The 21,383-nt window shown below is 60.7% G+C and carries 13 protein-coding genes; 9 read left to right on the forward strand and 4 right to left on the reverse strand.

Annotation, left to right across the window (positions count from 1 at the left end; translation table 11 throughout):
• Positions 1–209: 209 nt before the first annotated feature.
• Positions 210–926 carry a YoaK family protein gene (locus DXD77_RS02820; protein WP_089572184.1) on the forward strand — a complete coding sequence of 239 codons (717 nt, stop codon included), beginning with the start codon at positions 210–212 and terminating at the stop codon, positions 924–926.
• Between the two features lie 123 nt (positions 927–1,049).
• Here the strand turns inward: DXD77_RS02820 and DXD77_RS02825 are convergent, their stop codons facing one another.
• Positions 1,050–1,586 carry a hypothetical protein gene (locus DXD77_RS02825; RefSeq protein WP_147325410.1) on the reverse strand — a complete coding sequence of 179 codons (537 nt, stop codon included), beginning with the start codon at positions 1,584–1,586 and terminating at the stop codon, positions 1,050–1,052.
• A gap of 415 nt (positions 1,587–2,001) precedes the next feature.
• Here DXD77_RS02825 and fucO point away from each other — a divergent pair, with 415 nt between their 5' ends.
• The 3 genes from fucO to DXD77_RS02840 all read left to right on the forward strand — a co-directional run bounded on the left by fucO (position 2,002) and on the right by DXD77_RS02840 (position 6,328).
• Positions 2,002–3,168, forward strand: coding sequence for a lactaldehyde reductase (fucO, locus tag DXD77_RS02830; RefSeq protein WP_022094861.1), 1,167 nt, complete (start codon positions 2,002–2,004; stop codon positions 3,166–3,168).
• A 604-nt stretch (positions 3,169–3,772) separates the two neighbouring features.
• On the forward strand, positions 3,773–4,816 hold the full coding sequence (locus DXD77_RS02835; RefSeq protein ID WP_117647687.1) for a M42 family metallopeptidase: 1,044 nt from the start codon (positions 3,773–3,775) through the stop codon (positions 4,814–4,816).
• Positions 4,817–4,954: 138 nt separating this feature from the next.
• On the forward strand, positions 4,955–6,328 hold the full coding sequence (locus tag DXD77_RS02840; protein ID WP_117647689.1) for a DNA-binding protein: 1,374 nt from the start codon (positions 4,955–4,957) through the stop codon (positions 6,326–6,328).
• 8 nt (positions 6,329–6,336) lie between these two features.
• On the opposite strand, the gene mnmA is transcribed toward DXD77_RS02840, so the two are convergent.
• A complete protein-coding gene (gene mnmA, locus DXD77_RS02845; RefSeq protein ID WP_255413156.1) occupies positions 6,337–7,560 on the reverse strand; it encodes a tRNA 2-thiouridine(34) synthase MnmA in 1,224 nt (407 codons plus the stop codon).
• 56 nt (positions 7,561–7,616) lie between these two features.
• Complete coding sequence (gene cysK, locus DXD77_RS02850) at positions 7,617–8,555, reverse strand: cysteine synthase A (RefSeq protein ID WP_089572177.1); 939 nt, start codon at positions 8,553–8,555, stop codon at positions 7,617–7,619.
• Between the two features lie 253 nt (positions 8,556–8,808).
• On the opposite strand from cysK, the gene DXD77_RS02855 reads away from it, so the two are divergent.
• On the forward strand, positions 8,809–9,237 hold the full coding sequence (locus tag DXD77_RS02855) for an Rrf2 family transcriptional regulator (protein WP_117583966.1): 429 nt from the start codon (positions 8,809–8,811) through the stop codon (positions 9,235–9,237).
• Between the two features lie 137 nt (positions 9,238–9,374).
• Here DXD77_RS02855 and DXD77_RS02860 read toward each other — a convergent pair whose 3' ends face one another.
• Positions 9,375–9,740, reverse strand: a complete 366-nt coding sequence (locus tag DXD77_RS02860) for a phage holin family protein (RefSeq protein ID WP_117583967.1) — start codon at positions 9,738–9,740, stop codon at positions 9,375–9,377.
• A 323-nt stretch (positions 9,741–10,063) separates the two neighbouring features.
• Between DXD77_RS02860 and DXD77_RS02865 the strand changes: the two genes are divergently transcribed.
• The 4 genes from DXD77_RS02865 to dnaE all read left to right on the forward strand — a co-directional run bounded on the left by DXD77_RS02865 (position 10,064) and on the right by dnaE (position 21,359).
• Positions 10,064–10,363 carry a YerC/YecD family TrpR-related protein gene (locus tag DXD77_RS02865; protein WP_022094855.1) on the forward strand — a complete coding sequence of 100 codons (300 nt, stop codon included), beginning with the start codon at positions 10,064–10,066 and terminating at the stop codon, positions 10,361–10,363.
• 219 nt (positions 10,364–10,582) lie between these two features.
• Positions 10,583–13,753 carry a PD-(D/E)XK nuclease family protein gene (locus tag DXD77_RS02870; RefSeq protein WP_117647691.1) on the forward strand — a complete coding sequence of 1,057 codons (3,171 nt, stop codon included), beginning with the start codon at positions 10,583–10,585 and terminating at the stop codon, positions 13,751–13,753.
• A 3-nt stretch (positions 13,754–13,756) separates the two neighbouring features.
• Positions 13,757–17,380: a UvrD-helicase domain-containing protein gene (locus DXD77_RS02875; protein WP_117583969.1), complete on the forward strand. Its 3,624-nt coding sequence runs from the start codon at positions 13,757–13,759 to the stop codon at positions 17,378–17,380.
• 175 nt (positions 17,381–17,555) lie between these two features.
• A complete protein-coding gene (dnaE, locus tag DXD77_RS02880) occupies positions 17,556–21,359 on the forward strand; it encodes a DNA polymerase III subunit alpha (RefSeq protein WP_117647693.1) in 3,804 nt (1,267 codons plus the stop codon).
• The last annotated feature ends 24 nt before the right edge of the window (positions 21,360–21,383 follow it).

Genomic DNA, 21,383 nt, shown 5'->3' on the forward strand with positions numbered 1-21,383 from the left:
TTGGGACGGGGCTAAAAAGACTGGTGGAGTACACGAGGCGTCGGGCGTCGGGTGTGGCGCCGCGCCCACCGTTTGTTTCCAGACTGTGTATCTGCGCGTTGGGGAGCCCGTCTCGCGCGCACGCCATGTTGTCAATGGGTTACAGTATGAACGGCGGCTATGTCTCCGCCAACGCACGAGAGGGTCGTCAACAAGGAGGCCGCACGACGATGCAGCGTGCCAAGCAGATATCGGAGTCCATCGAGCTGGGCATCATTCTGGCGCTCGCCGGTGGCTTTATGGACGTGTATTCGTACATTGGGCGCGATCATGTTTTCGCCAACGCGCAGACAGGCAACATCCTGCTCGTGGGCGTGAGCATCTCGGAAGGCAACTGGGCACTTGCGGGGCGTTACTTCTTCCCTGTGGTTTCGTTTGCTGTGGGCATTATGCTTGCCGACCTGGTACACGAGCGTTTTGGCAGCGTGATTCACTGGCGTCAGGTGACGGTGTTTTTTGAAGCCGTTATCTTGCTGGGCGTGAGCTTTATCCCGGGCGGCGATTTCAACCTGCTCGCCAACTGCCTTACTTCGTTTGCCTGCGGTATGCAGGTCGAGAGTTTCCGCAAGATTCATGGACACGGCATCGCCACGACCATGTGTATCGGCAACCTCCGTAATGCCTTGCAAAACGTGGACGACTACATCATTACCCACAAGCGCGGCTTTTTGGAAAACGGCCTGCTGTACTTTGGTGTGATCTTTACCTTTGTGTTTGGCGCCGTGCTGGGCAATTGGTGCATTGAGCGCATGGGTCTGCACGCCATCGTCGTGGCGAGCGTGCTGCTGTTTGTCGCGTTTGCCATCATGTTCATCGACCGCGAGCGCGACTTGCGTTTTCGCTGGAAGGTTGCGGCCGAGGCTTGGAAAGAGGGCTGTCGAAAGTAACCGAATGCGGCAAAGGGACAGCCCCTTTGCCGCAATATATTTTCATCTCTATGTAGTACAGCTTCAGGAGCCAGAAAAAAACTATCTAGCTCCTGAATGTTGTTACGAACTGCTTTTTGCAATTTATTCGAGATGCTCTTCAATCCGAGCCCTCAGAAGGGCAATGGCTGTGGGTATTCCAATTGCGGCGGCTAATTCGGCTTTATCCAAAACCTGTATGTTAAAGCACGATTGTTTATCACATTGAAGGACGTTAACTGAAGATAGCTTCACTTCCCGTTGACTGAATATATCGTAATCTCCAAATAGGAAGTTACCTTTTATTGTGTAATTCGGTATGTTCGTTACGCACTTCATCTCAAGTCTGTTTAGGCCATAATCGAACACCGCAACTTCCTTGTGTTCGATGATGAGCACAACCCTGGGCATGTTACTAAAACCACCGTCGACGACAGTAAAGAGCTTTTCATTTGCATCGTCATAAACGGTGTATTTAAGACTCAATAGCTGTCCTAGTGGACCCGTGAACCCATGTCTTTTGATGTTGAGGTTGTCTCCCGCTGGGTTGACGAGAGCCAGAGCATGCGGATAAGGGTTACCTTCAATTGAGATTCGATATTCGTTTGTAGCCGTCTTGCTCGATTTAGGACCAGTAGCCATCACGCGTCATCGCCTCGATCGAATTGGAACCGTCTTCTGCTTCGTGCGGAGAATTACGCTGTACGTTGCAGTACATGCAGCTGCAATAACCGCATGGGCAATTTCTAACAAAATGAATGACACTATTTGCTGCATGCATATTAATTACTATAAAGTATCCTTTTATAAACGTATTGTCAAACATATATTGCTAAAACAGAAACAATTTATAGACTGAGTTGGTCGTATTCTTTGGGCAATTGCTCCTATAATCTAGCCTTCGCTGCAGTCGGGAGGGAAGGGCTGGGGCTCCGTTATTATGTTGAAACGCTTTAACACTTTTGACGTTCTCATGCATTTTTTGTTTCAAAAGCGTTAGGATGGAACTTGCAGCGCGGGGCGTAATGGGTGCCCCGCACACGATGGGAGGCTATCAATGGCTAATCGTTTCGTTCTCAATACCATTTCTTATCATGGTTCCGGCGCCATCAAGGAGATCCCCGGCGAGCTCCAGCGTCGCGGCTACAAGAAGATCTTCGTCTGCTCCGATCCCGACCTGGTCAAGTTTGGCGTTACCGCTAAGGTGACCGACGAGCTCGACGCCGCCGGCATCGCTTGGAGCCTCTACTCCGAGATTAAGCCCAACCCCACCATCCAGAACGTCAAGGACGGCGTCGAGGCCTTCAAGGCCGCCGAAGCTGACGCTATCGTGACCATCGGTGGCGGCTCCTCCATGGACACCGCTAAGGCCATTGGCATCATCATCAACAACCCCGAGTTTGCCGATGTCCGCAGCCTCGAGGGCGTTGCTCCCACTAAGAACCACGCCGTGTTCACCATCGCCGTGCCGACGACCGCCGGTACTGCTGCCGAGGTGACCATCAACTACGTCATCACCGACCCCGAGAAGGTCCGCAAGTTCGTGTGCGTCGACACCAACGACGCCCCTGAGGTCGCCGTCGTCGACCCCGACATGATGGCTTCCATGCCCGCCGGCCTGACCGCTTCTACCGGCATGGATGCTCTGACCCACGCCATCGAGGGCTACACCACCAAGGGTGCTTGGGAGCTCTCCGACATGTTCCACTTTGAGGCCATTAAGCTGATCAGTGAGAACCTGCGCGACTCCGTTGCCGAGGCCAAGTCTGGTCAGCCCGGCTCCGGCCGCGAGGGTATGGCTCTTGGCCAGTATGTCGCCGGCATGGGCTTCTCCAACGTCGGCCTGGGCATCGACCATGCCATGGCTCACACCCTGTCTGCCCACTACGACACTCCGCACGGCGTCGCTTGCGCCATGCTGCTGCCGATCGCCATGGAGTTCAACAAGCCGGTTTGCGCCGAGCGCCTGGCCAAGGTTGCCGTTGCCATGGGTGTTGACACCACGGGCATGAGCACCGACGAGGCTGCCGACGCCGCCATCGCCGCCGTCAAGCAACTCTCCGCCGACGTGAACATTCCGCATGTCTGCGAGGCCATGAAGGCCGACGAGATCGAGGTCCTGGCCAAGGACGCCATGGCTGACGCCTGCTTCCCGGGCAACCCGCGCGAGGCGACGCTCGACGACGTCATCGAGCTCTTCAAGAAGATCTGCCCGGCTGCCTAGCCCAGTTTGGTGGTCCTTCGCCCGTAGGCGTATGGTCTTTTGACTTGCTGCTGGCCCCGCCGTGCTACGCGCGGCGGGGCTTTTTGTGCCGCGCCGATGCCCCAAGATGGGCAAAACCAAGGCATGCTGCCCGCTGCGGATAGGTGTTGCACTTCTCAGCGTGCATTTTTGGGAGTATTCAGCAAGCTCTGAAAAATGCATAACGTTGTGAATGGGCCGCAGTGGCCCGCAGACGCCCATCGACAGCCCTTGTGGGCGGGCTATCGATGAGCGGAGGGGGCTGCCACCGCGTTTTTGGTTTGCGACGACCTGCAACACTGCTGTAACCGCGTCGCTTTGCCGTTTGCGATGGGGCTGACGGGGTCCACGGTGCTGAATACTCCGTATTTTGCACGGTCCAAGGTGGGGTACCCTGAGACGAAGCAAATAGATGCCTCATATTTATGCAGATACCGATAGGATTTATGCAAGATTGGGACTGTAAACCGTGCGCGTGCATAAAACCGGTGTGGGGACGTCTGGAGTCGGCTCGGCTCCTGGGGCATTGCACGTGCAGAACGGTTAAAATCGGGACTCGGTCTTAGTTTTACTTGGAAGGATGCATATGGCTTCTAATGTTGATGCTTCTCTAGAGGAGACGCTCTCCTATATTACTGACCAGTTGAAGGCGCTTACCTCGATTGCTTCGCCTACGGGCTATACCCGTGCGGCGACTGATTATCTGATGGAGACCCTGCGCGATATGGGGTTTGGGCCCGAGCGTTCCAATAAGGGCAACGTGTTGGTTGAGCTTGGTGGCGAGGGTGAGCCGCTCGTACTGGCGAGCCATGTCGATACCCTGGGCGCCATGGTGCGTTCCATCAAGGACAATGGTCGCTTGCGTCCCACGACGCTCGGCGGGCATCAGTGGTCTACGGCCGATGGCGAGAACTGCACCGTTTACACGCGCGATGGCAATGTCTACACGGGTGTGGTTCTCAATACCGAGCCTTCGGCGCATGTGGCCGATGAGCCGGTCAAGACCATCGAGAAGAACATGGAAATCCTGCTCGACGAGAACGTCGACAGCAAGGACGACGTGCTCGAGCTGGGCATTCAGGCTGGAGACATCATCGCTATGGATCCGCGCACCACGGTGACGGAGAGCGGCTACATCAAGAGCCGCTTCCTTGACGACAAGCTGTCCGCGTCGATTCTGCTGGGTTTGGCCCGCGCCGTTGCTGGCGGCGAGGTGACGCTTTCGCGCAAGGTATCGCTGCTCTTTACCGTGTACGAGGAGGTCGGTCACGGCGGCGCTTTCGTGCCGGCCGATACGCGCGAGATGATCAGCGTTGACATGGGCTGCGTGGGCGACGACCTGGGCTGCACCGAGCGCATGGTGTCGATTTGCGCCAAGGATTCGGGTGGTCCGTACAACTACGACCTGGTGACGACGCTGTCCAACATCGCGCGCGAGCTTGAGCTCGACTATGCCATCGACGTGTACCCGCATTACGGTTCGGACGTCGAGGCCACGCTCTCGGCCGGCTATGACATTCGCCACGGTCTGATCGGCCCCGGCGTGTATGCGAGCCACAACTACGAGCGCAGCCACATCGACGGCGTGCGCAATACCTACGAGCTGGTTCGTGCCTACGTTCAGCGCTAGGGGAGCAGCTTGCGACTCAGCTGGCCAATCGCTAAGGCCCGATTTCTCGGGCCTTTTTCCGCTTTTGGTCGTTTAGTATTATGATGTCTGAAATCTATTAACTAAACGTGTAAATTACTTAACGAGGTGATGCGGTGTATGGACACGTCTGAGTACTTATCTATGGGTGATGCCGCCCGCCTGTTGGGCGTTACGAAAGCCCGCATATCGCAACTTGCCGCATCGGGGACGCTTGTGTGCGATATTGTGGGCGGCCGGAAGATGGTCGAGTACAATTCTGCGATCGCCTATCAAAAGGTCCGCAAACGAGGGCGCCGTCCTGCAGCCGATGTGGGGCGCAAGTTTACGCTGATGTCGGCCGACCATGAGGTCGCGCATGTCTCATTTGATCCGACGCGCGAGTTTCCCTTCGAAATCGCCGAGGTCCTCGATACGCAACGAATGCCGTTTGGCACGTGTTCGAGCTTTTCTCCAACGGTGAATAAGCGGGAGCTCAACGCGTGGTGGGGGCATCGGTCGGTGCCCGATGTTCGCCCTGGGCTTATCTCGCGCTACCGCGAGCTGGGGATTGTCAGCGGCGTTGAGGTGCCGGTTCAGTGCCTGGGCCTCTCGCTTTCGGATTGCTATTGGCTGCGGCCGACCGATTGCGACGAACTCAAATGGCAAAACATCAATTACTTCGAGAATGATTTTGAGCGGTCTGCGCCCGAGGGGCGTTCGGGTTGGCTGGAGGGCATCGGCCTTAAAAACCCCGACAACACGTCCGAGGGCGAGCTCCCTAAATCATGGATGATCCGCCGCGGCGTTCGCGTCTTGGCTAAAGGATGCGGCATGGATGACCAGCGACCCTTTAACGAGGCGGTTGCAACGGCCCTGCACCGTCGCTTGCTGTCGGAGGGCGAGTTTGTTCCTTATACGGTTGAGCGGATGTTCGATGGCCCTGTGTGTCTGTGCGATGACTTTCTTGATGGCCGCGAGGAATACGTTCCAGCCGTTTACGTTAAGAACGCTCTTGGCGGTCAGCGAGGAAACTCGACGTACGACCGGTACTCCCGCTTCCTTGGTAAGCATGGAGCAGACGAGGCTGCCGTGAGAAGGTCTATGTCGCAGATGATTGTCTGCGATGCCCTTTTGGCCAACAGCGACCGCCATTGGCGAAACTTCGGCATCATCCGCAATGTCGACACCCTGGAGATAAAACCTGCTCCGCTGTTCGATAGCGGCAACTGCCTGTGGTACAACGTACCAACTGCCGTGCTCGCAGCTGGGGAGTTTGGGTTTTCCGCTAAGCCGTTTGGGCCCGACCCTTCCGTCCAGCTGGCGCTTGCGGATTTGCTCGATTGGTTCGATTCATCGCGGCTCAACGGATTTGTTGATGAGGCGATTGAGATTCTTTCGCAGAGCGAGTGGGCGACGGCGGAGGGTCGACTCGAGGCCATTCACCGCGGCCTCGAGCGTCGCGTAATCGAGGTTGGTGCCGCTGTTGAGGCACTTCGACACGTGCAGCGATAAACCCGCGGCTACTTAAGTGCGCCGGCCACCGTGCCGCCGCCCAGGACGATGTCGCCGCGGTAGACTACGACTGCCTGGCCGGGGGCGATGGCTCGCTGCGGCTCGTCAAAAGTTAGCAGCATTTGTCCGTCTTCATCACGCGTAAGGGTTGCTGCCTGGTCTTTCTGTCGGTAGCGGTATTTGGCGCCCACGCGAATGCCGCCGGCATCCAGCTCGGCCTCCATGTGGTCGGCAGGGGCGCTCCAAATCCAGTCGTTGGCTGTGAGCGCTGTGGCCGTCAGGTCCTCGGCCTCGCCCAGATGCACAATGTTGTTGGCGGCATCGACGCCCGTTACGTACACGGGGTGCGCCATCGCGACGCCCAGGCCCTTGCGCTGGCCTATGGTATAGCGCAAGGCGCCATTGTGGCTTCCGACCACGCTGCCGTCGCGCCACACGATATCGCCCGGTGCAGCGGCGTGTCCGCAGCGGCGCTCGATATAGCCCGCATAGTCGCCGTCCGGGATAAAGCAGATATCCTCGCTCTCGGCCTTCTTGGCGTTGATGAAGCCCTGCTCGGCGGCAATGCGGCGCACATCGCACTCTTTGTCCAGCCCTGCCAGCGGAAAAATCGTGCGCGCCAGGCGCTCCTGCGTAAGCGAATACAAAAAGTAGCTTTGGTCCTTTTTGGGATCTTCGCCGCGATGTAGCTGCCAGGTGCCATCTGCCGCTTGGCTTGTTTTGGCGTAATGGCCCGTGGCGATATAGTCGCAGCCCATGTCCAGCGCCGCATCGAGCAGCGCGCCAAACTTAATGTGGCGGTTGCAGATGATGCACGGATTGGGCGTCAGCCCCTCCTGGTAGGCGTTCACAAAGCGCTCGATCACGTTACGGTCGAAGGTTTGCTGCAAGTCGAGCACGTGATGGGGTATTCCCAGGCGCCCGGCGACGGCCTTCGCGTCAGCGATGTCGCGATCGACTTTGCTCATGCCCGTGACGGGATCGGGCGCGGGACAGGTGAGGCGCATGGTGGCACCGACACATTCGTAACCCTGATTTTTGAGCAGATACGCGGTCACGCTGGAATCGACGCCGCCGCTCATGGCGACGAGCACGCGCTTGTTGTGCATGGGGAGGTTCTCCTTGGTGGCATGTGGCCAAAAAAGAAAAGCGGCGCGGGAGGCTGGTTCCGCGCCGCAGACATTGTAGCAAGTTCGGACGACTCGTGGGGCGCCCTGATGGGATGGGCTCAAGCTGCCGGGAGAGAGGAGACCGGTTCATCCTGGGCTCAACCTATGGGCAACAGACCTTAGTCCTGGAAGAGTGCCGTGGATAGGTAGCGCTCGCCGGTGTCGGCGAGCAGCGCCACGATGGTCTTGCCCTCGTTCTCGGGGCGCTTGGCCAGCTGCAGTGCGGCCCACACGGCGGCGCCGGACGAAATGCCTACGAGCACGCCTTCCTTGTGGCCCACGGCGCGGCCGGTGGCAAAGGCGTCGTCGTTCTCGACGGGGATGATCTCGTCGTAGACCTGGGTGTCGAGGACGTCGGGCACAAAGCCGGCGCCGATGCCCTGGATCTTGTGCGGGCCGGCCTGGCCCTTGGAGAGCACCGGGGAGGTGGCGGGCTCGACGGCGACGACCTGAATCTCGGGGTTTTGCTCCTTGAGGAACTCGCCCACACCGGTCACGGTGCCGCCGGTGCCAACGCCGGCGACGAAGATGTCGACCTTGCCGTCGGTGTCATCCCAGATCTCGGGGCCGGTCGTGGCCTTGTGGATGGCGGGGTTGGCGGGGTTCACGAACTGGCCGGCGATAATGCTGTTGGGCGTCTCCTTCTGCAGCTCTTCGGCCTTGGCGATGGCGCCCTTCATGCCCTTGGAGCCGTCGGTGAGCACGAGCTGTGCGCCATATGCCTGCATAAGCTTGCGGCGCTCAACGGACATGGTCTCGGGCATGGTGATGATCACCTTGTAGCCGCGGGCGGCCGCCACCGAGGCGATGCCGACGCCGGTGTTGCCGCTCGTGGGCTCGATGATGGTGTAGTCGCCGCCGCGCACGAGCTTGCCGGCCTTCTCGGCCTCGTCGATCATGTTCTTGGCGACGCGGTCTTTGACGGAGCCGGCGGGGTTGAAGTATTCCAGCTTGACGAGCACACGGGCCTTGAGGTCCTCATCGGCCTCAAAGTGGGTGAGCTCCAGGAGCGGGGTGTGGCCGATAAGCTGATCGATGGACGTGTAAACCTTGCTCATGGTGAACCTCCAAAGTGTTCAAATGACTGGATACCGTGTGGTTTTACGGCGTGGGTAGCAGCGAAACCCACAAACCTTATGGGTTGTTCGTTTTGCTGTTGGCAAGCATAGTAGGCACTAAAGCCTAGTAATGCAATAGGAAATAGAAGATTATTACGAGTCGATTAACCATCTTGACGGGAATAGGTATTTTCAAAACCAATATTTCGGCTAGAATTTCTACGAATTAAAAGACCGAAAGGCAGCAATATATATGTTGGTTTCCACAAAGGGCAGATATGCCCTGCGCGTTATGGTCGACTTGGCCGAGCATCAGGCGGCAGGCCGCATTCCCCTCAAAGAGATCGCCGCGCGTCAGGGGATTTCGGAGAAATATTTGGAGAACATTTTGGCTACGCTCGTGCGCGCCAATATGCTCTCGGGCATGCGCGGCAAGGGCGGCGGCTACGTGCTCACGCGCCCGCCCGAGCAGTACACGGTGGGCGAGATCCTGCGCCTGACCGAGGGTAGCCTAGCACCGGTCGCATGCCTGGACGGCGACTGCAAAGGTTGCTCGCGATCTGATGAGTGTCCTACACTCGATGTTTGGAAGAACCTGGACAAGCTCATCAACGACTACCTCGACGGCGTGACACTCGATACGCTCGTTGCCCCCAACGAGGGCTACGACTACGTCATCTAGCCCCACCTGCTATTGGGGGACGGGGCAGAAATGGTAGATTTTCTTGTCCTCTGAGGCTTGGCAAATGACAAGGCCGCCCATCGTTGCGATGGACGGCCTTCGTTTTGGCGTGTTGTGGCGGCCCGTATCCGGTCGCTTTAGTTCCTGGCGATGCTGTCGAGAATGCTGCGCATGATGGATACCAGGATGCTGCCCATAAACGCCGATCCAAAGCTGGCGATGGAGATACCCGCGCCCAGCAGATTGACCGACAGGTAGCTGGCCAGCTCGAGCATAAAGCTGTTGACCACAAGCTGAAAAATACCAAGCGTGATAATAGTGAGTGGCAGCGAGATGACCGTCAGGAACGGCTTAACGAGCGAGTCGACGATGTTGAGGAACAGTCCCACGAAGGCAAAGCAGACCCAGGCGTCGGCCATGCCGAAGGGCTGAATGCCGGGGACGAGAAACGTTGCGATCGCGATGGCGATTGAGGTCAAAAGCCAGTTGAGCATAAAGCGCATGGTGTGAATCCTTTCTTGCGCATGGCGTGGTGAGGGAGCGTGAGAGGCACATGCCTTTGCAACTCGGACAGATGCTCGGGCACGGCTCTGTTTGGGCGCCCATTGTCTCAGATATTCGTGGAGCTTGCGTGCGCATTCGGTTTCAAAACGGCGTTCGTCCTAGAAAACGCGCCGCTGGCAGAGAGTTTTGTCGCTTTAGTTTGGTGGTGTGCTAAACTGCTACGGGCAAAAGCCACAGGCGTTGCCCTATTGCATAGAACGGGCGAACGATGCCCGATGTCAGTATCAACTTCGATGCCTTTTGGCGGGTTTGGCGGTGATCGATGAATATCGAGAACATGTTTGACAAGCCTGATGTCAAGCAGCTGGTCCACGCATTTAGCCTTTTGGACGACGAGAAAGATATCCAAGCGTTTTTGACCGATATCTGCACGCCGCGCGAGATTTGCGATCTATCGCAGCGTCTGCAGGTCGCGCGTTATCTGGACGAGGGCGAGCCCTATGTTGAGGTTCAGGCGCGTACCGGCGCTTCGTCCACCACGGTGAGCCGTGTGTCCAAGGCGCTCAACGGCGAGTACGGTGGCTACCGCAAAATCCTCATTAAGCTGGAGGATGGCGAGTAGGCCGCGCCAAAAACGAATTGTGCAAAACCGCTCCTCCGGGGGCGGTTTTTTGATCCCTTAAGGACGGAGGAAAACGGATCACCGGGTTAGACTGACCCCTTCGGTGATCCGTTTTCCTCCGTCCCCAAGGGATCAAATCTGTTGGCGTGGGGCAAATCTGTCCGCGTGGGCGGGTAGGATGGATACATTGATTATTGCGAACAGTTTGAGCGGAGGACCATGCCTGTTCGAATCTATACCACCAATGCCGGCACGGATTTGAGCGATGCCGAGTCGGCGTTGCTTGCCGACCTTATTGCCCGCCATGGACGTGCCGTGCTTCTGGCGTCAACGTTTGCCGAGCTCGACCTGTGTCGCCATGATGCGGCGGAAGCCGGGATTTCGCTGGGTATTGACTACAAAACGCCTACATCGTGGCTTCGCTCGCTTTGGGAGCTTTTGGGCGACGGGCGCGGTTTCGTCGACAACCTGCAGCGTCAGATGCTGTTCTCGGACATGGTCACGCGTCTCGACGATGCCGACCTGCAGCCGCTTTCGCGCAGCCAGGGCACAGTGCGCATGCTTGCGCGCATGGCCCGCGACGTGTTGCCGGGCGTTGCGGGGACGACGGCCGAGCGATGCCGTGGCAACAATTGCCAGCCTAAGCCAAAAAGCGATGCCGAGGCTCGTGTGTTCGAGCTTTTGCGTGCCTACGCGGGTGGTTTGGACCGTCGAGATATGGTCGAGCCCTGCGAGGCGGCTGACATTATGGCCGATGCCCTGGCCGATAACCTGCCGGCGTGCACCCGCGCCGTATGCGTGCGCGGTATCACGTCGATTACGCACGGCCTGCTCGAGCTGCTGTCTGCCGTGGCGAACAATGGGGGGGAGGTCGTCGTACTGCTTGCCTGCGAGCAGGCGGCGATGCGCGAGGAGCTTGCCGCGGCATTTGATGCCCGCGGTGTGCTGTTCGAGGCCGCGCCGCTGAGGGAGGACGCCGTCGCGTCTGATGCCGCTTGCGGGACCGCCGCTCAGCCTGCCTTTATTGAGGTCGCCGGCCCCCATGCCCGTGCCCATGCTTATGCGGACGCCATCGATACGTTGGTGAAAACGCACAAGGAGTCCAAGGACGATAAAGCTACTGCAACGCCCGCTGACCCCGTGCGCGTGCTCGTTGTTTCTGCCCGGGCACCCCAGCTGTTCGGTGAGCTCGCCTCTCGTCTGGCGGCCCGTCATATCGCTGCCGAGACAGTTGAGTTCACGGCGTTTTCTCAATCCATTGCGGGCAGGCAGTTCACGGCGCTCGCCAACCTGATCGAGCGTATGAAGGCCGCCGACGAAGGGGCAGCTTCTAAGACTGAGTGGTGGCCCGCGCCGGAGCTTACCGACTGGATTTACAGTCCGCTTTCGGGCGCTGATGCCGTCAATGCCCGTACCTTCGATAAGAATATGCGTCTCTCGCGCAGCAAGACTACCGCGGGCGTTAAGAGCCTGCTGCAGAGCGTCCAAGGCCAGGTGAGGGGCGCGCGCAAGGCGGCGAGCGACGAGAACTGGTTTAAGAACGTGCCGTGCGTGGTCTCGGACGTGTTCCAGGCGCTGTGGCGTGACAAGCCCGTGACGGCGCTCAAGGCCATGCTTGCCGTTGCCGAGGGGTTGCCCGATCGCTCGCTGGGCAGCTTGGATGGCCAAGCCCGTCGCCAGGCGGAGGTGGCTCTGCTGCGCCACGTCATCGACATCCTTATGAACGATGCTCGCGCGCTCGACGTATCGCAGGCCGCGACCGTGCCCGTGCTCGATGGCATTCGCACCAAGGTGGACAAGCGTAGCACCGCCTACGATTACGAGACCTACGAGGTTGACCGTGCGCCACGTGCCCAGGTTCGCTTTACTTCGCTTGCCGATGCGGCGGCCCTGCGCCCCGGCAGCTACGATGCCGTGCTGTTTGCCGACGTCGACCTGGACAGTTATCCGCTCTCACATGAGGAGGGCCCGCTGGCAACGCTGACGGCGAGCCTCGGTCGCGAGGGCGTGACGCTTGAGCCTGCGGCCTTGCTGCGCGCACGCTTTGGCCGCGCGATACAAGCGTCGCGTGGTCCGGTTACGCTCGCCCGTGTGACCCACGATCGTCAGGCGCGCGAGTGCTATCCGGCGGCCGTGTGGACCGAGTTGCGGGCGCATGCCGAGGCCGCTAACGATGCTAAGGCCGCTGACGCCGACAAGGCCGCTGACGCCGACAAGGCCGCTGACGACGCTAAGGCCGTTGGCGCCGACAAGGCGAAGTGTGTGGGTGAGGGCGATATCGTAAGGGACTTCGATCCCGCGGCAGGCGAAGGTCTTAGGCGCGAGCGCGTGACCTGCGAAGCTCCTCAGCACCTGAGCGATGAAGCCATTCCGTATTTGGTCCTGCGTCGTCGCGATGGCGAGGGCGAGGATGCGCCGCTGGTGCCGCGCCTGACGTCTGCCTCGCAGATCGAGGCCTATTCGACCTGCCCGCTATGCTGGTTCGTCTCGTACCGCGTGAAGCCCCAGTCGATCGACGCTGGCTTTGGCAATATGGAGAAGGGCAACTTTGTCCACGACGTGCTGGAACACTTGCATGCCCGTCTGCCCCAGGAGCGCATGGAGCGCGTGACACCCATGAATCTGCCACGCGCGAAGGAGCTGCTGCGCGAGGTCTTTGACGAGACCTTGGCCGAGCATGCGGGCAAGCGCGGTACCGAGGGCCCGCTCGTGCCGCTCTCCCCGGTGGAGGAGCGCCAGGTGGCCGAGATTTTGCCGCAGCTGGAGGGCGTTCTTGCCTACGAGTCCGAGGCGCTCGCGCCCTTCGCGCCGCGCTACCTGGAGTTTGCGTTCAACGAGCTCCAGGTCGAGTATGCCGGCTGGCCGCTCGGCGGGCGCATCGACCGCGTGGATGTGGATGCCGAGAATCGCGCCGTGGTAATCGACTACAAGCATCGCACGGGCGTTGAGGAGTTTAAACTCGCCGACCCCACGGTGCGCGACGAGGAATCGGGCGAGGCCGCCATCGACGACCCGCGGTGGCTGCCGCCCCATACCCAGACGCTTATCTATGCGCAGGCCATGCGCCGGGCGCTGGATCTGGATGCCCGTGCGGCGCTCTATTTTTCGACCAAGGGCGGCAAACCGGCGCTGCGCGGCGCCGCGAGTGCCGAGCTGCTCGAGGAAGAGCGCGGCGACGGCCGCATCCCGGGGCTTAAGAAGGGCTTTCCCGGCGAGGGTGGCAGCATGGACTTCGACGCCCTGCTCGATCGCGTGGAGGCCGGCATCGCCGAGCGCCTGCACGAACTCGAGGCAGGCGACGTTGCCGCCGTCGACCCGACGTCGGCTCAGGCCGCGCATGCGCGCTGCTCGTATAACCACGAAGGAACGTTTGTAAGGAGGGACGTGTAGACCATGGATCTTTCGACTTTGATGCCGCAACAGCTGCAGATCGTCAAAACGCTCGACCGTCCGCTGTTTGTCTCGGCGGGTGCCGGTTCGGGCAAGACCTTTACCCTCACGCGCCGCATCGTCTACGCGCTCTCGCCCGAATCCGGTCCGTTCGTTGAGCATCTGGACCAGGTGCTCGCCATTACCTTTACCAAAGACGCCGCGGCCGAGATCCGTGACCGTGTGCGCCGCACGCTCATCGACGAGGGCATGGACGAGGAAGCCCTGACCGTCGACGATGCGTGGATCTCGACCATTCACGGCATGTGCTCGCGTATCCTGCGCGCACATGCGTTGGAGCTGGGCATCGATCCCGAGTTCACGGTGCTCACCGATACCGACGAGCTTATGGACCAGGCTGTTGAGCATGTGCTGGCCCGCGCGACGGCGCCCGATGCCGCCCCCGAGCTCGCCGCTTCGCTTAAGGCCCTCTACGCTTGGTATCCCATGGCGGGCGAGGGTGGGCCGTTTGGCGCCGGTACCACCATTAAAGGGCTGGTGCGTGAGCTGCTGGAGCTCTCGAGCCAGCTGCCGGGCGGTATGGACGACGTGTGCGTGGCGCGCGGCCAGGCCGATACCTCGGCACTCGCCGATGCCTATCGTGCGGCGCTGGGCGCAAGCAAGGCCGCGACCGAGAAAGCGCAGGTGGCACTCGATGCCATCGACGCGTTTGAGGCGAGCGGCAAAACCATGGAGGATGCGGCGCGACTCATGATGTCGTGCAGCATGCCTCGGGCGAGCAAGGCGTTTTCTAAGGAGCAGGTGGAGCTACTCAAGGCCGAGGCTGCCGATGCGTTTATCAATATCGTGCTGGCCTGCGGTGGTCCCGCGCTCGATGCGCTGGCGGGGCTTGCTCGTGCTGTGGAGGCGGAATACCGCGCGCTCAAGGCTGACCAGTCCGCGCTTGATAACAACGACCTGCTGCGCATGGCGTACGAGGCGCTGCGCGATTATCCCGCCATCCGAGCGGCCTATGAGGGTCGCTTTAAGATGGTCATGATCGATGAGTTCCAGGATACCGACCAGATGCAGGTCGATTTGATCCGTCACCTGACGGGCGCGGGGGAGCGCGCACTGTGCACCGTAGGCGATGCGCAGCAGTCGATCTACCGCTTCCGTGGTGCCGAGGTCGAGGTATTCCGTCGCCAGGAGCGCAAGGTGGGTTCGACGACGGCGTCCGAGACGGTCGCCACGTCCGATGCCCCCGCCGGCGAGCTCGTCAAGCTTGTACGCAACTTCCGCAGCCACGACGAGGTGCTGCGCTATGTGGCGCGCGTCTTTGACGGCGACACCGGTGGTTTGATGCAGGGGTTCTTGGATCTTGAACCGAGCGACGAACGCGAGGACAAGCTCAAGGCGAAGGCATCGCGCCGCCAGGCGATTTTCGTTGCCGGTGGCAGTACGCAGGAGCGAACGCAGGCGAAAGCTCGTGCGATTGCGGAGCGATTCCAAGCACTCGTTAAAGCGGGCCAGCCCCAGGGCAGCATGGTCCTGCTGCTGGGCCGCATGACCAACGCCGATGTCTATGCGCAGGCCTTCCGCGACCAGGGGCTCGACTGCGTGATCGCAGGCGGCTCGGTCTTTGCCCAGGCAGCCGAGGTGCAGACGGTGCGTGCCCTGGTGTGCGCGCTTGCTAACCCGGCCGATACGGCGCAGGGTCTTATGCCGCTGCTGGCCTCGCCGATGTTTGCGCTCGGCGCTCAGGAGTTCCTGGCGCTGGCGACCAAGCTGGACGACCAGACGGGGGAAACCTCGCGCCGCAACATCGACGTGGGCATCATGAGCGATTCCGATGTGCCGGGTTTGCAAGACTTGCCGCTCGTGACGCGCGCCCGCGAGGTGCTGCGGTATGCGCTCCGTCGCGTGGGCCGCGATTCGTTCGCCGCCATCGCGCGCGACGTGGTCAACGCCTCCGGCTGGTTTGTACGTCTGGCACAGCGTGGTCCCGAGGGCAAGGCCATTGCCGCCAACGTGCTCAAGGCGCTCGACGCCGTGGCCGAGGCAGAGGCCGAGCTCGGCAACTCGCCGCGCTCCATTGCGCTCGCCTTCGACCGCTTCTTGGCGGGCAAGGAGGCCCCGGGCGCGCTCAACGAGGAGGGCGACGGCGCGGTACGCATCATGACGGTGCATGCGTCCAAGGGTCTGGAGTATCCGGTCGTAGCGGTTGCCGAGTGTTTTGGCGTGCGTAAGTCCTCGGGTGCGGCACAGATGGGTCGCGTCGAGGGCGGAGCGCAGATCGTGGCGCTGCCGGCACGCTTCGACGGCGTTAAGCTCGCCGACGGAACCTTTGTGAAGGGCGACGACGTCAAAAAGCAGTTTGAGCATGCGTTTAAGGGCAAGGGCACGTCGTTGTGGCTGCCGCCAGAGCTCATGGAGGACGTCTGTGCGACGGGCTCTCCCGCCGAGGCATTTGCCCGCCTGCGCGACGACGACCTGCAGCTTTCGCTCGAGGAGCGGGCCCGCTTGCTCTATGTTGCCATGACGCGTGCGCGAGAGCTGGTGATCTTGGCGATGGATGCCGGCGTGAGCCGCGGCAAGCTGTGCGCGCCGACCTTCGACGTCGAGACCGATCTGACCTATGACGTGCTGCGTCGTATTCTGCCTACCGACGCTCTGGACATGCCGCAGCTCGATGCCGACCGCCTGGTGTTCGACAACTCCCAGCCGGGCGACTACGAGCTCATTTCGCTCGCGGACTTTTCCTTTGGCGAGCAGGCGTTTGAGGCCAACGCTTCACTGGATGCCGAGGGCAGGCTTGTTCGCGGCGATGTCGATACAGATACTGCCGACGATTCGGCCAGTACAATCGTCCCCGGTCCTGCCGACCCCGAACCCGATGCGTTCGAGCTCGTGCATCCCCAAGCGGTGGGCGTACGCATGGGCATCTGCCCGTATCCGGTGCGCGATTCGTACAGCTACTCGTCAATTGCCGCGGCGCTGCATGCCGAGTCCGAGGACCGTGCCACCGAGGCGCATGTGCCCATGGACGAGGCTGGCGATGATGCGGAGTCTGATGGTTCCGAGATGGCGGATGCAGACGTGGCCGCTGTCGAGCCCGCCGGCAATCCCATGGCGCTGGGCTCGGCCTTCCACGCCGCCTGCCAGTGGCTGATCGAGATGGGTGCCGATGCGCTGCCCGCCGAGCGTGCCGACGCCCTGGCTCGCCTGTGGCGCCTGACGCCGGAACAGCGCGAACGCTTCGACGTTGCCCTGGATCGCTGGCTCAAGTCGGCGGTCCGTGCCGAGCTGCTTGCCTGGCCGTGCGTTCGCGCCGAGGTGCCGTTCTTTTCGCTGGGCTGCGAGGACGAGGACATCGCTCGCTACGGTGCATATGCCGAGGGCGCCATCGATGCTTTGGCGACGAACCCGGCGGATTCGTCACGCGCGCTGGTCATCGACTACAAGACGGGCGGCACACCGGACGAGACGCCGGAACAGCTGCAGGAGAAGCACGCCCTGCAGGCGCGCGTTTACGCTGATGTTCTGCACAAGGCGGGCTTTGAGGCCGTGACCGTCAAGTTCGTCCGCGTGGAGCAAGTCGACCCCGCCAACCCGTGCGAGCCTCAGGTGGTCACCTACAGCCTCTAGCCCTCAATAACTTGCGGTGGAATACGGACTGTTTTGGCCAAAAAAGCCGCCAAACAGTCCGCATTTCACCGCAACTGCGTGAGGAGCCGTGTGGGTTTGGCTAGGTTCGGGTGCCGTCCGCGCCGTGCGGTAAAATCGTTCAGTCAGAACACGAACCCGCATCGGAGCTCATCACATGGCATTCGTCCATCTGCACAATCACACTGTTTTCTCCATGCTCGACGGCGCAACCCGTATCCAGGATATGGTCAACCGTGCCGTTGAGCTTGGCATGCCTGCCGTGGCCATTACCGATCACGGCTACATGTATGGCGTGCCCGACTTGGCGCTGGCCTGCGACGCCGTTAACCACAACACGCCCGAGTACAAAACCTGGAGCCACGACAAGGCCTTCTTGGAAAAGGACCGCCGCGACGAGCTGGTGGAGCCCGACCCCGAGGAAAACCCGCGCGAGCATGCCCAGTACGTTAAGGACATGGCTATGTGGGACGAGAAGGGCAATATCGACGAGCTCAAGCCGCCCCTGGTCATCAAGCCCATCTTTGGCTGCGAGGTCTACTTTACGCCGGACGAGACCCTTGCCCGCGACCATAAGCCCGAGCTCTACCACATGATCCTCCTGGCCAAGGACCAGGAGGGCTACGTCAACCTGATGCAGACGGTTTCCGAGGCCGCCGTGCAGGGCTTTTACTACAAGCCCCGCGTGACGCTCGACAACCTGCGCCGCCATGCCAAGGGCATGATCTGCACGAGCGCCTGCATCGCGGGCATCATTCCCAAATACATCGACCGCGGTGACATGGAGGGCGCCATCAAGTGGGCCGAGACCTTCCGCGATACCTTCGAACCCGGCGACTTTTATATCGAGATCCAGGAACACGGCATCACCACCGACAACGGCCTGACCGACGAGCAGATGGACCGCACGCTCATCGATATCGCCAAGCAGGTGGGCGTCAAAGTCATTGCCACCAACGACTTCCACTACCTGCGCCGCGAGGACGCGCCGGTGCAGGACGTCATCATGTGCATTGGCATGAACGCCAAGGTCGACGACCCCAACCGCATGCGCATGACCGGCTCGGAGTTTTATATGAAGACCGAGGAGGAGATGCGGGCGATGTTCCCGTATTGCCCCGAGGCCTGCGACAACACGCTCGAGATCGCCGACAAGTGCTACGTAGAGCTGGACTGGGACTCCATCATCCTGCCGCGCTTCCCGCTGCTCGATCCCGGCGAGACGCACGAGAGCCAGTTCCGCCGCGAGTGCGAGAAGGGCCTGCGCCAGCACTACGGCGACGACTGGGCCACGCGCGAGATTGGTGGCGTCAACATCAAAGAGCGCTTTGAGTACGAATACAAAGTCATCTGCGACAAGGGCTTTGCCGCCTACTTCTTGATCGTTGCCGAGTACGTGCAATGGGCCAAGGACAACGGCATCGGCGTCGGCCCCGGCCGTGGCTCGGCCGCCGGCGCTATCGTCGCCTACGCCATGAACATCACCGCGTTCGACCCGCTCGAGAACGGCCTGATGTTCGAGAGGTTCCTGTCCCCGCAGCGTACCGAGATGCCCGATATCGATATGGACTTCGACGATGAGCGGCGCCTCGAGGTCGTGGAGCACGTTCGCCAGCTCTACGGCCCCGAGAAGGTCACCCACGTCATCACCTACTCGACCATTAAGGCCAAGCAGGCCATCAACGACGCCGCGCGCGTCCTGGACTACCCGGTCTACATGGGTCAGCGCCTGTCCAAGATGGTTTCGAGCGACCCCAAGGTCAAGCTCAAGCAGGTGCTCGACAAGCAGCCCGGCAAAGAGGATCTGTTTAACCCCGATTTTGCCGAGGCCTATAAAAAGGACGACGACGCCCGCCGCATCATCGACACGGCGCTCTCAATCGAGGGCCTCACCCGTGGCGAGGGCGTGCACGCGTGCGCCGTTCTGATCTGCCGCGACCCCGTCAACGAGCACGTGCCCACTAAGCTCGATACCAAGGGCGGCGTCGAGATTACCCAGTACGAGGGCCATACCGTTGCCGATATGGGCCTGCTCAAGATGGACTTCTTGGGCCTGCGCACGCTGACTGTTATCTCCAAGGCCAAGGCAAACATCAAAAAGAACTTCGGCATCGACATCAAAGAGGAAGAGATTCCCTTTGACGACCCCGAGATCTTTAAGCTCATGGGTTCCGGCCACACCGCCGGCGTCTTCCAGGTCGAGTCCGCCGGCATGACGGCCACGATCAAGAACATGAAGCCCACCGAGTACAAGCACGTCGTAGCATTGATCGCCCTGTACCGCCCGGGCCCGCTGGGCGCCGGCATGGTTTCGTCCTACATCAACCGTATGAACGGCAAGGAGCCGGCGGTCTCCTACGACGACCGCCTGGACGACATCCTGGGCGAAACCTACGGCACCATGGTCTACCAGGAGCAGGTTATGCTCATCTCCGTCGAGATGTGCGGCTTCTCCAAGGGCGAATCGGACTCGCGTATCCGTAAGCCCGTGGCTAAGAAAAAGATCAAGCTGCTCACGTCGACGGTGCTCCACTGGGAGGATGGCTCCGACGAGACCACCTACGACCACTGGATGAACGGCGCCATCAAGAACAACTATACGCGCGAGGTCGCCCAGAAGATTTGGGACGATGTTCTCGAGTTCGCGTCCTACGCCTTCAACAAGTCGCACTCCGCCGGCTACGCCATCCTGGTTATGCAGACGGCGTGGCTCAAGGCGCACTATCCGCACGAGTACATGGCGGCCGTTCTGACGTCCTATACGGGCAAGACCGACAAGATCGTGCACTACGTCTCGGCATGCCGTCACGACGGCATCCCCGTGCTGTCGCCAGATGTCAACGAGTCCGGTACCGAGTTCACGGCTACCAAGGAGGGCGTGCGCTTTGGTCTGGCCGGCATCCGCGGCGTGGGCACCGGCGTGGCGCAGGCGATTATCGCCGAGCGCGAGGCGGGCGGCCCGTTTAAGACGCTGCACGACTTTGTCGAGCGCGTGGACTCGAGCCAGGCCAACCGCCGCGTGATCGAATCGCTCATCAAGGCAGGCGCCTTCGACTCCACGGGGTATCCGCGTCGCCAGATGATGCACTTTGTGGATAAGAACAACCCCGAGAACATCATCGATGCCGCGGTAAAGCGCCAGAAGGATCGCGCGAGCGGCCAGACGTCGTTCTTCGATATGTTTGGCGACGTTGAGGGCTCGGGCTTTGAGGTGAGCGTGCCCGATCCGGATGGCCAGGAATGGGACCGCCACCTTAAGCTGAGCCAGGAGAAGGAGGTTCTGGGCATCTATGTCTCGGACCACCCGCTGCGCCCGTTTGAGTATGCACTAGCCAAGGCGCGCGACTTCTCGTTCTCGCAGATCGATACCGGCTACGAAGTTCAGAATCCTACGGGCGGCACCATCAACCAGGAGATTCCCGAGGGCAAGGCGCTGTGGTGGGCCGGCATGGTCTCGAGCGTGTCCAAGCGCGTGACCAAAAACGGTGACCCCATGGGCATCGTGCAGCTCGAGGACATGGAAGGCGAGGCCACCGTCGTCGTGTTCCCCAAGACCTATAAAGAGGCCGAGGGGTACCTGTACGGCGAGGTCGATCCCGAGACCGGCGCGCAGCTGTCCGATGCCTTTGTGCGCATTAAGGGCAAGCTCGAGCGCTCGGACCGCGGCGACCAGATCATCGCGCAGGAGATCGTGCCGCTCGAGCTCAACGAGGAGAACAACAAGCCCAAGGTGTTTGAGGTCATGGTGCCTAACAGCCGCTTTAGCCAGGGCAATATGGCGCGCCTGGCCACGGTGCTCACCGCTAACCCGGGCGGCGACCGCGTGGAGATCTTTATCGAGCAGGTGGACGGGCGCGTGCTGCGTGCCGAGGTACCTGCCAAGGTCAACGCGCGTTCGATTCCGCTGCTGGCCGAGGCCAAGGCCATTGTGGGTAACCAGGGTCGCGTGACGGTGATCTAAGCTACCCCGGGTGAGATTGGAGGA

It is taken from the genome of Collinsella sp. TM09-10AT (assembly GCF_003436275.1).
Lineage (GTDB): Bacteria > Actinomycetota > Coriobacteriia > Coriobacteriales > Coriobacteriaceae > Collinsella.

What these genes read in the sequence shown, in the direction of transcription:
- DXD77_RS02820 (WP_089572184.1), top strand. Translation starts at nt 210, where the DNA reads ATGCAGCGTGCCAAGCAGATATCGGAGTCCATCGAGCTGGGCATCATT.
- DXD77_RS02825 (WP_147325410.1), bottom strand. Translation starts at nt 1,586, where the DNA reads ATGGCTACTGGTCCTAAATCGAGCAAGACGGCTACAAACGAATATCGA.
- fucO (WP_022094861.1), top strand. Translation starts at nt 2,002, where the DNA reads ATGGCTAATCGTTTCGTTCTCAATACCATTTCTTATCATGGTTCCGGC.
- DXD77_RS02835 (WP_117647687.1), top strand. Translation starts at nt 3,773, where the DNA reads ATGGCTTCTAATGTTGATGCTTCTCTAGAGGAGACGCTCTCCTATATT.
- DXD77_RS02840 (WP_117647689.1), top strand. Translation starts at nt 4,955, where the DNA reads ATGGACACGTCTGAGTACTTATCTATGGGTGATGCCGCCCGCCTGTTG.
- cysK (WP_089572177.1), bottom strand. Translation starts at nt 8,555, where the DNA reads ATGAGCAAGGTTTACACGTCCATCGATCAGCTTATCGGCCACACCCCG.
- DXD77_RS02855 (WP_117583966.1), top strand. Translation starts at nt 8,809, where the DNA reads ATGTTGGTTTCCACAAAGGGCAGATATGCCCTGCGCGTTATGGTCGAC.
- DXD77_RS02860 (WP_117583967.1), bottom strand. Translation starts at nt 9,740, where the DNA reads ATGCGCTTTATGCTCAACTGGCTTTTGACCTCAATCGCCATCGCGATC.
- DXD77_RS02865 (WP_022094855.1), top strand. Translation starts at nt 10,064, where the DNA reads ATGAATATCGAGAACATGTTTGACAAGCCTGATGTCAAGCAGCTGGTC.
- DXD77_RS02870 (WP_117647691.1), top strand. Translation starts at nt 10,583, where the DNA reads ATGCCTGTTCGAATCTATACCACCAATGCCGGCACGGATTTGAGCGAT.
- DXD77_RS02875 (WP_117583969.1), top strand. Translation starts at nt 13,757, where the DNA reads ATGGATCTTTCGACTTTGATGCCGCAACAGCTGCAGATCGTCAAAACG.
- dnaE (WP_117647693.1), top strand. Translation starts at nt 17,556, where the DNA reads ATGGCATTCGTCCATCTGCACAATCACACTGTTTTCTCCATGCTCGAC.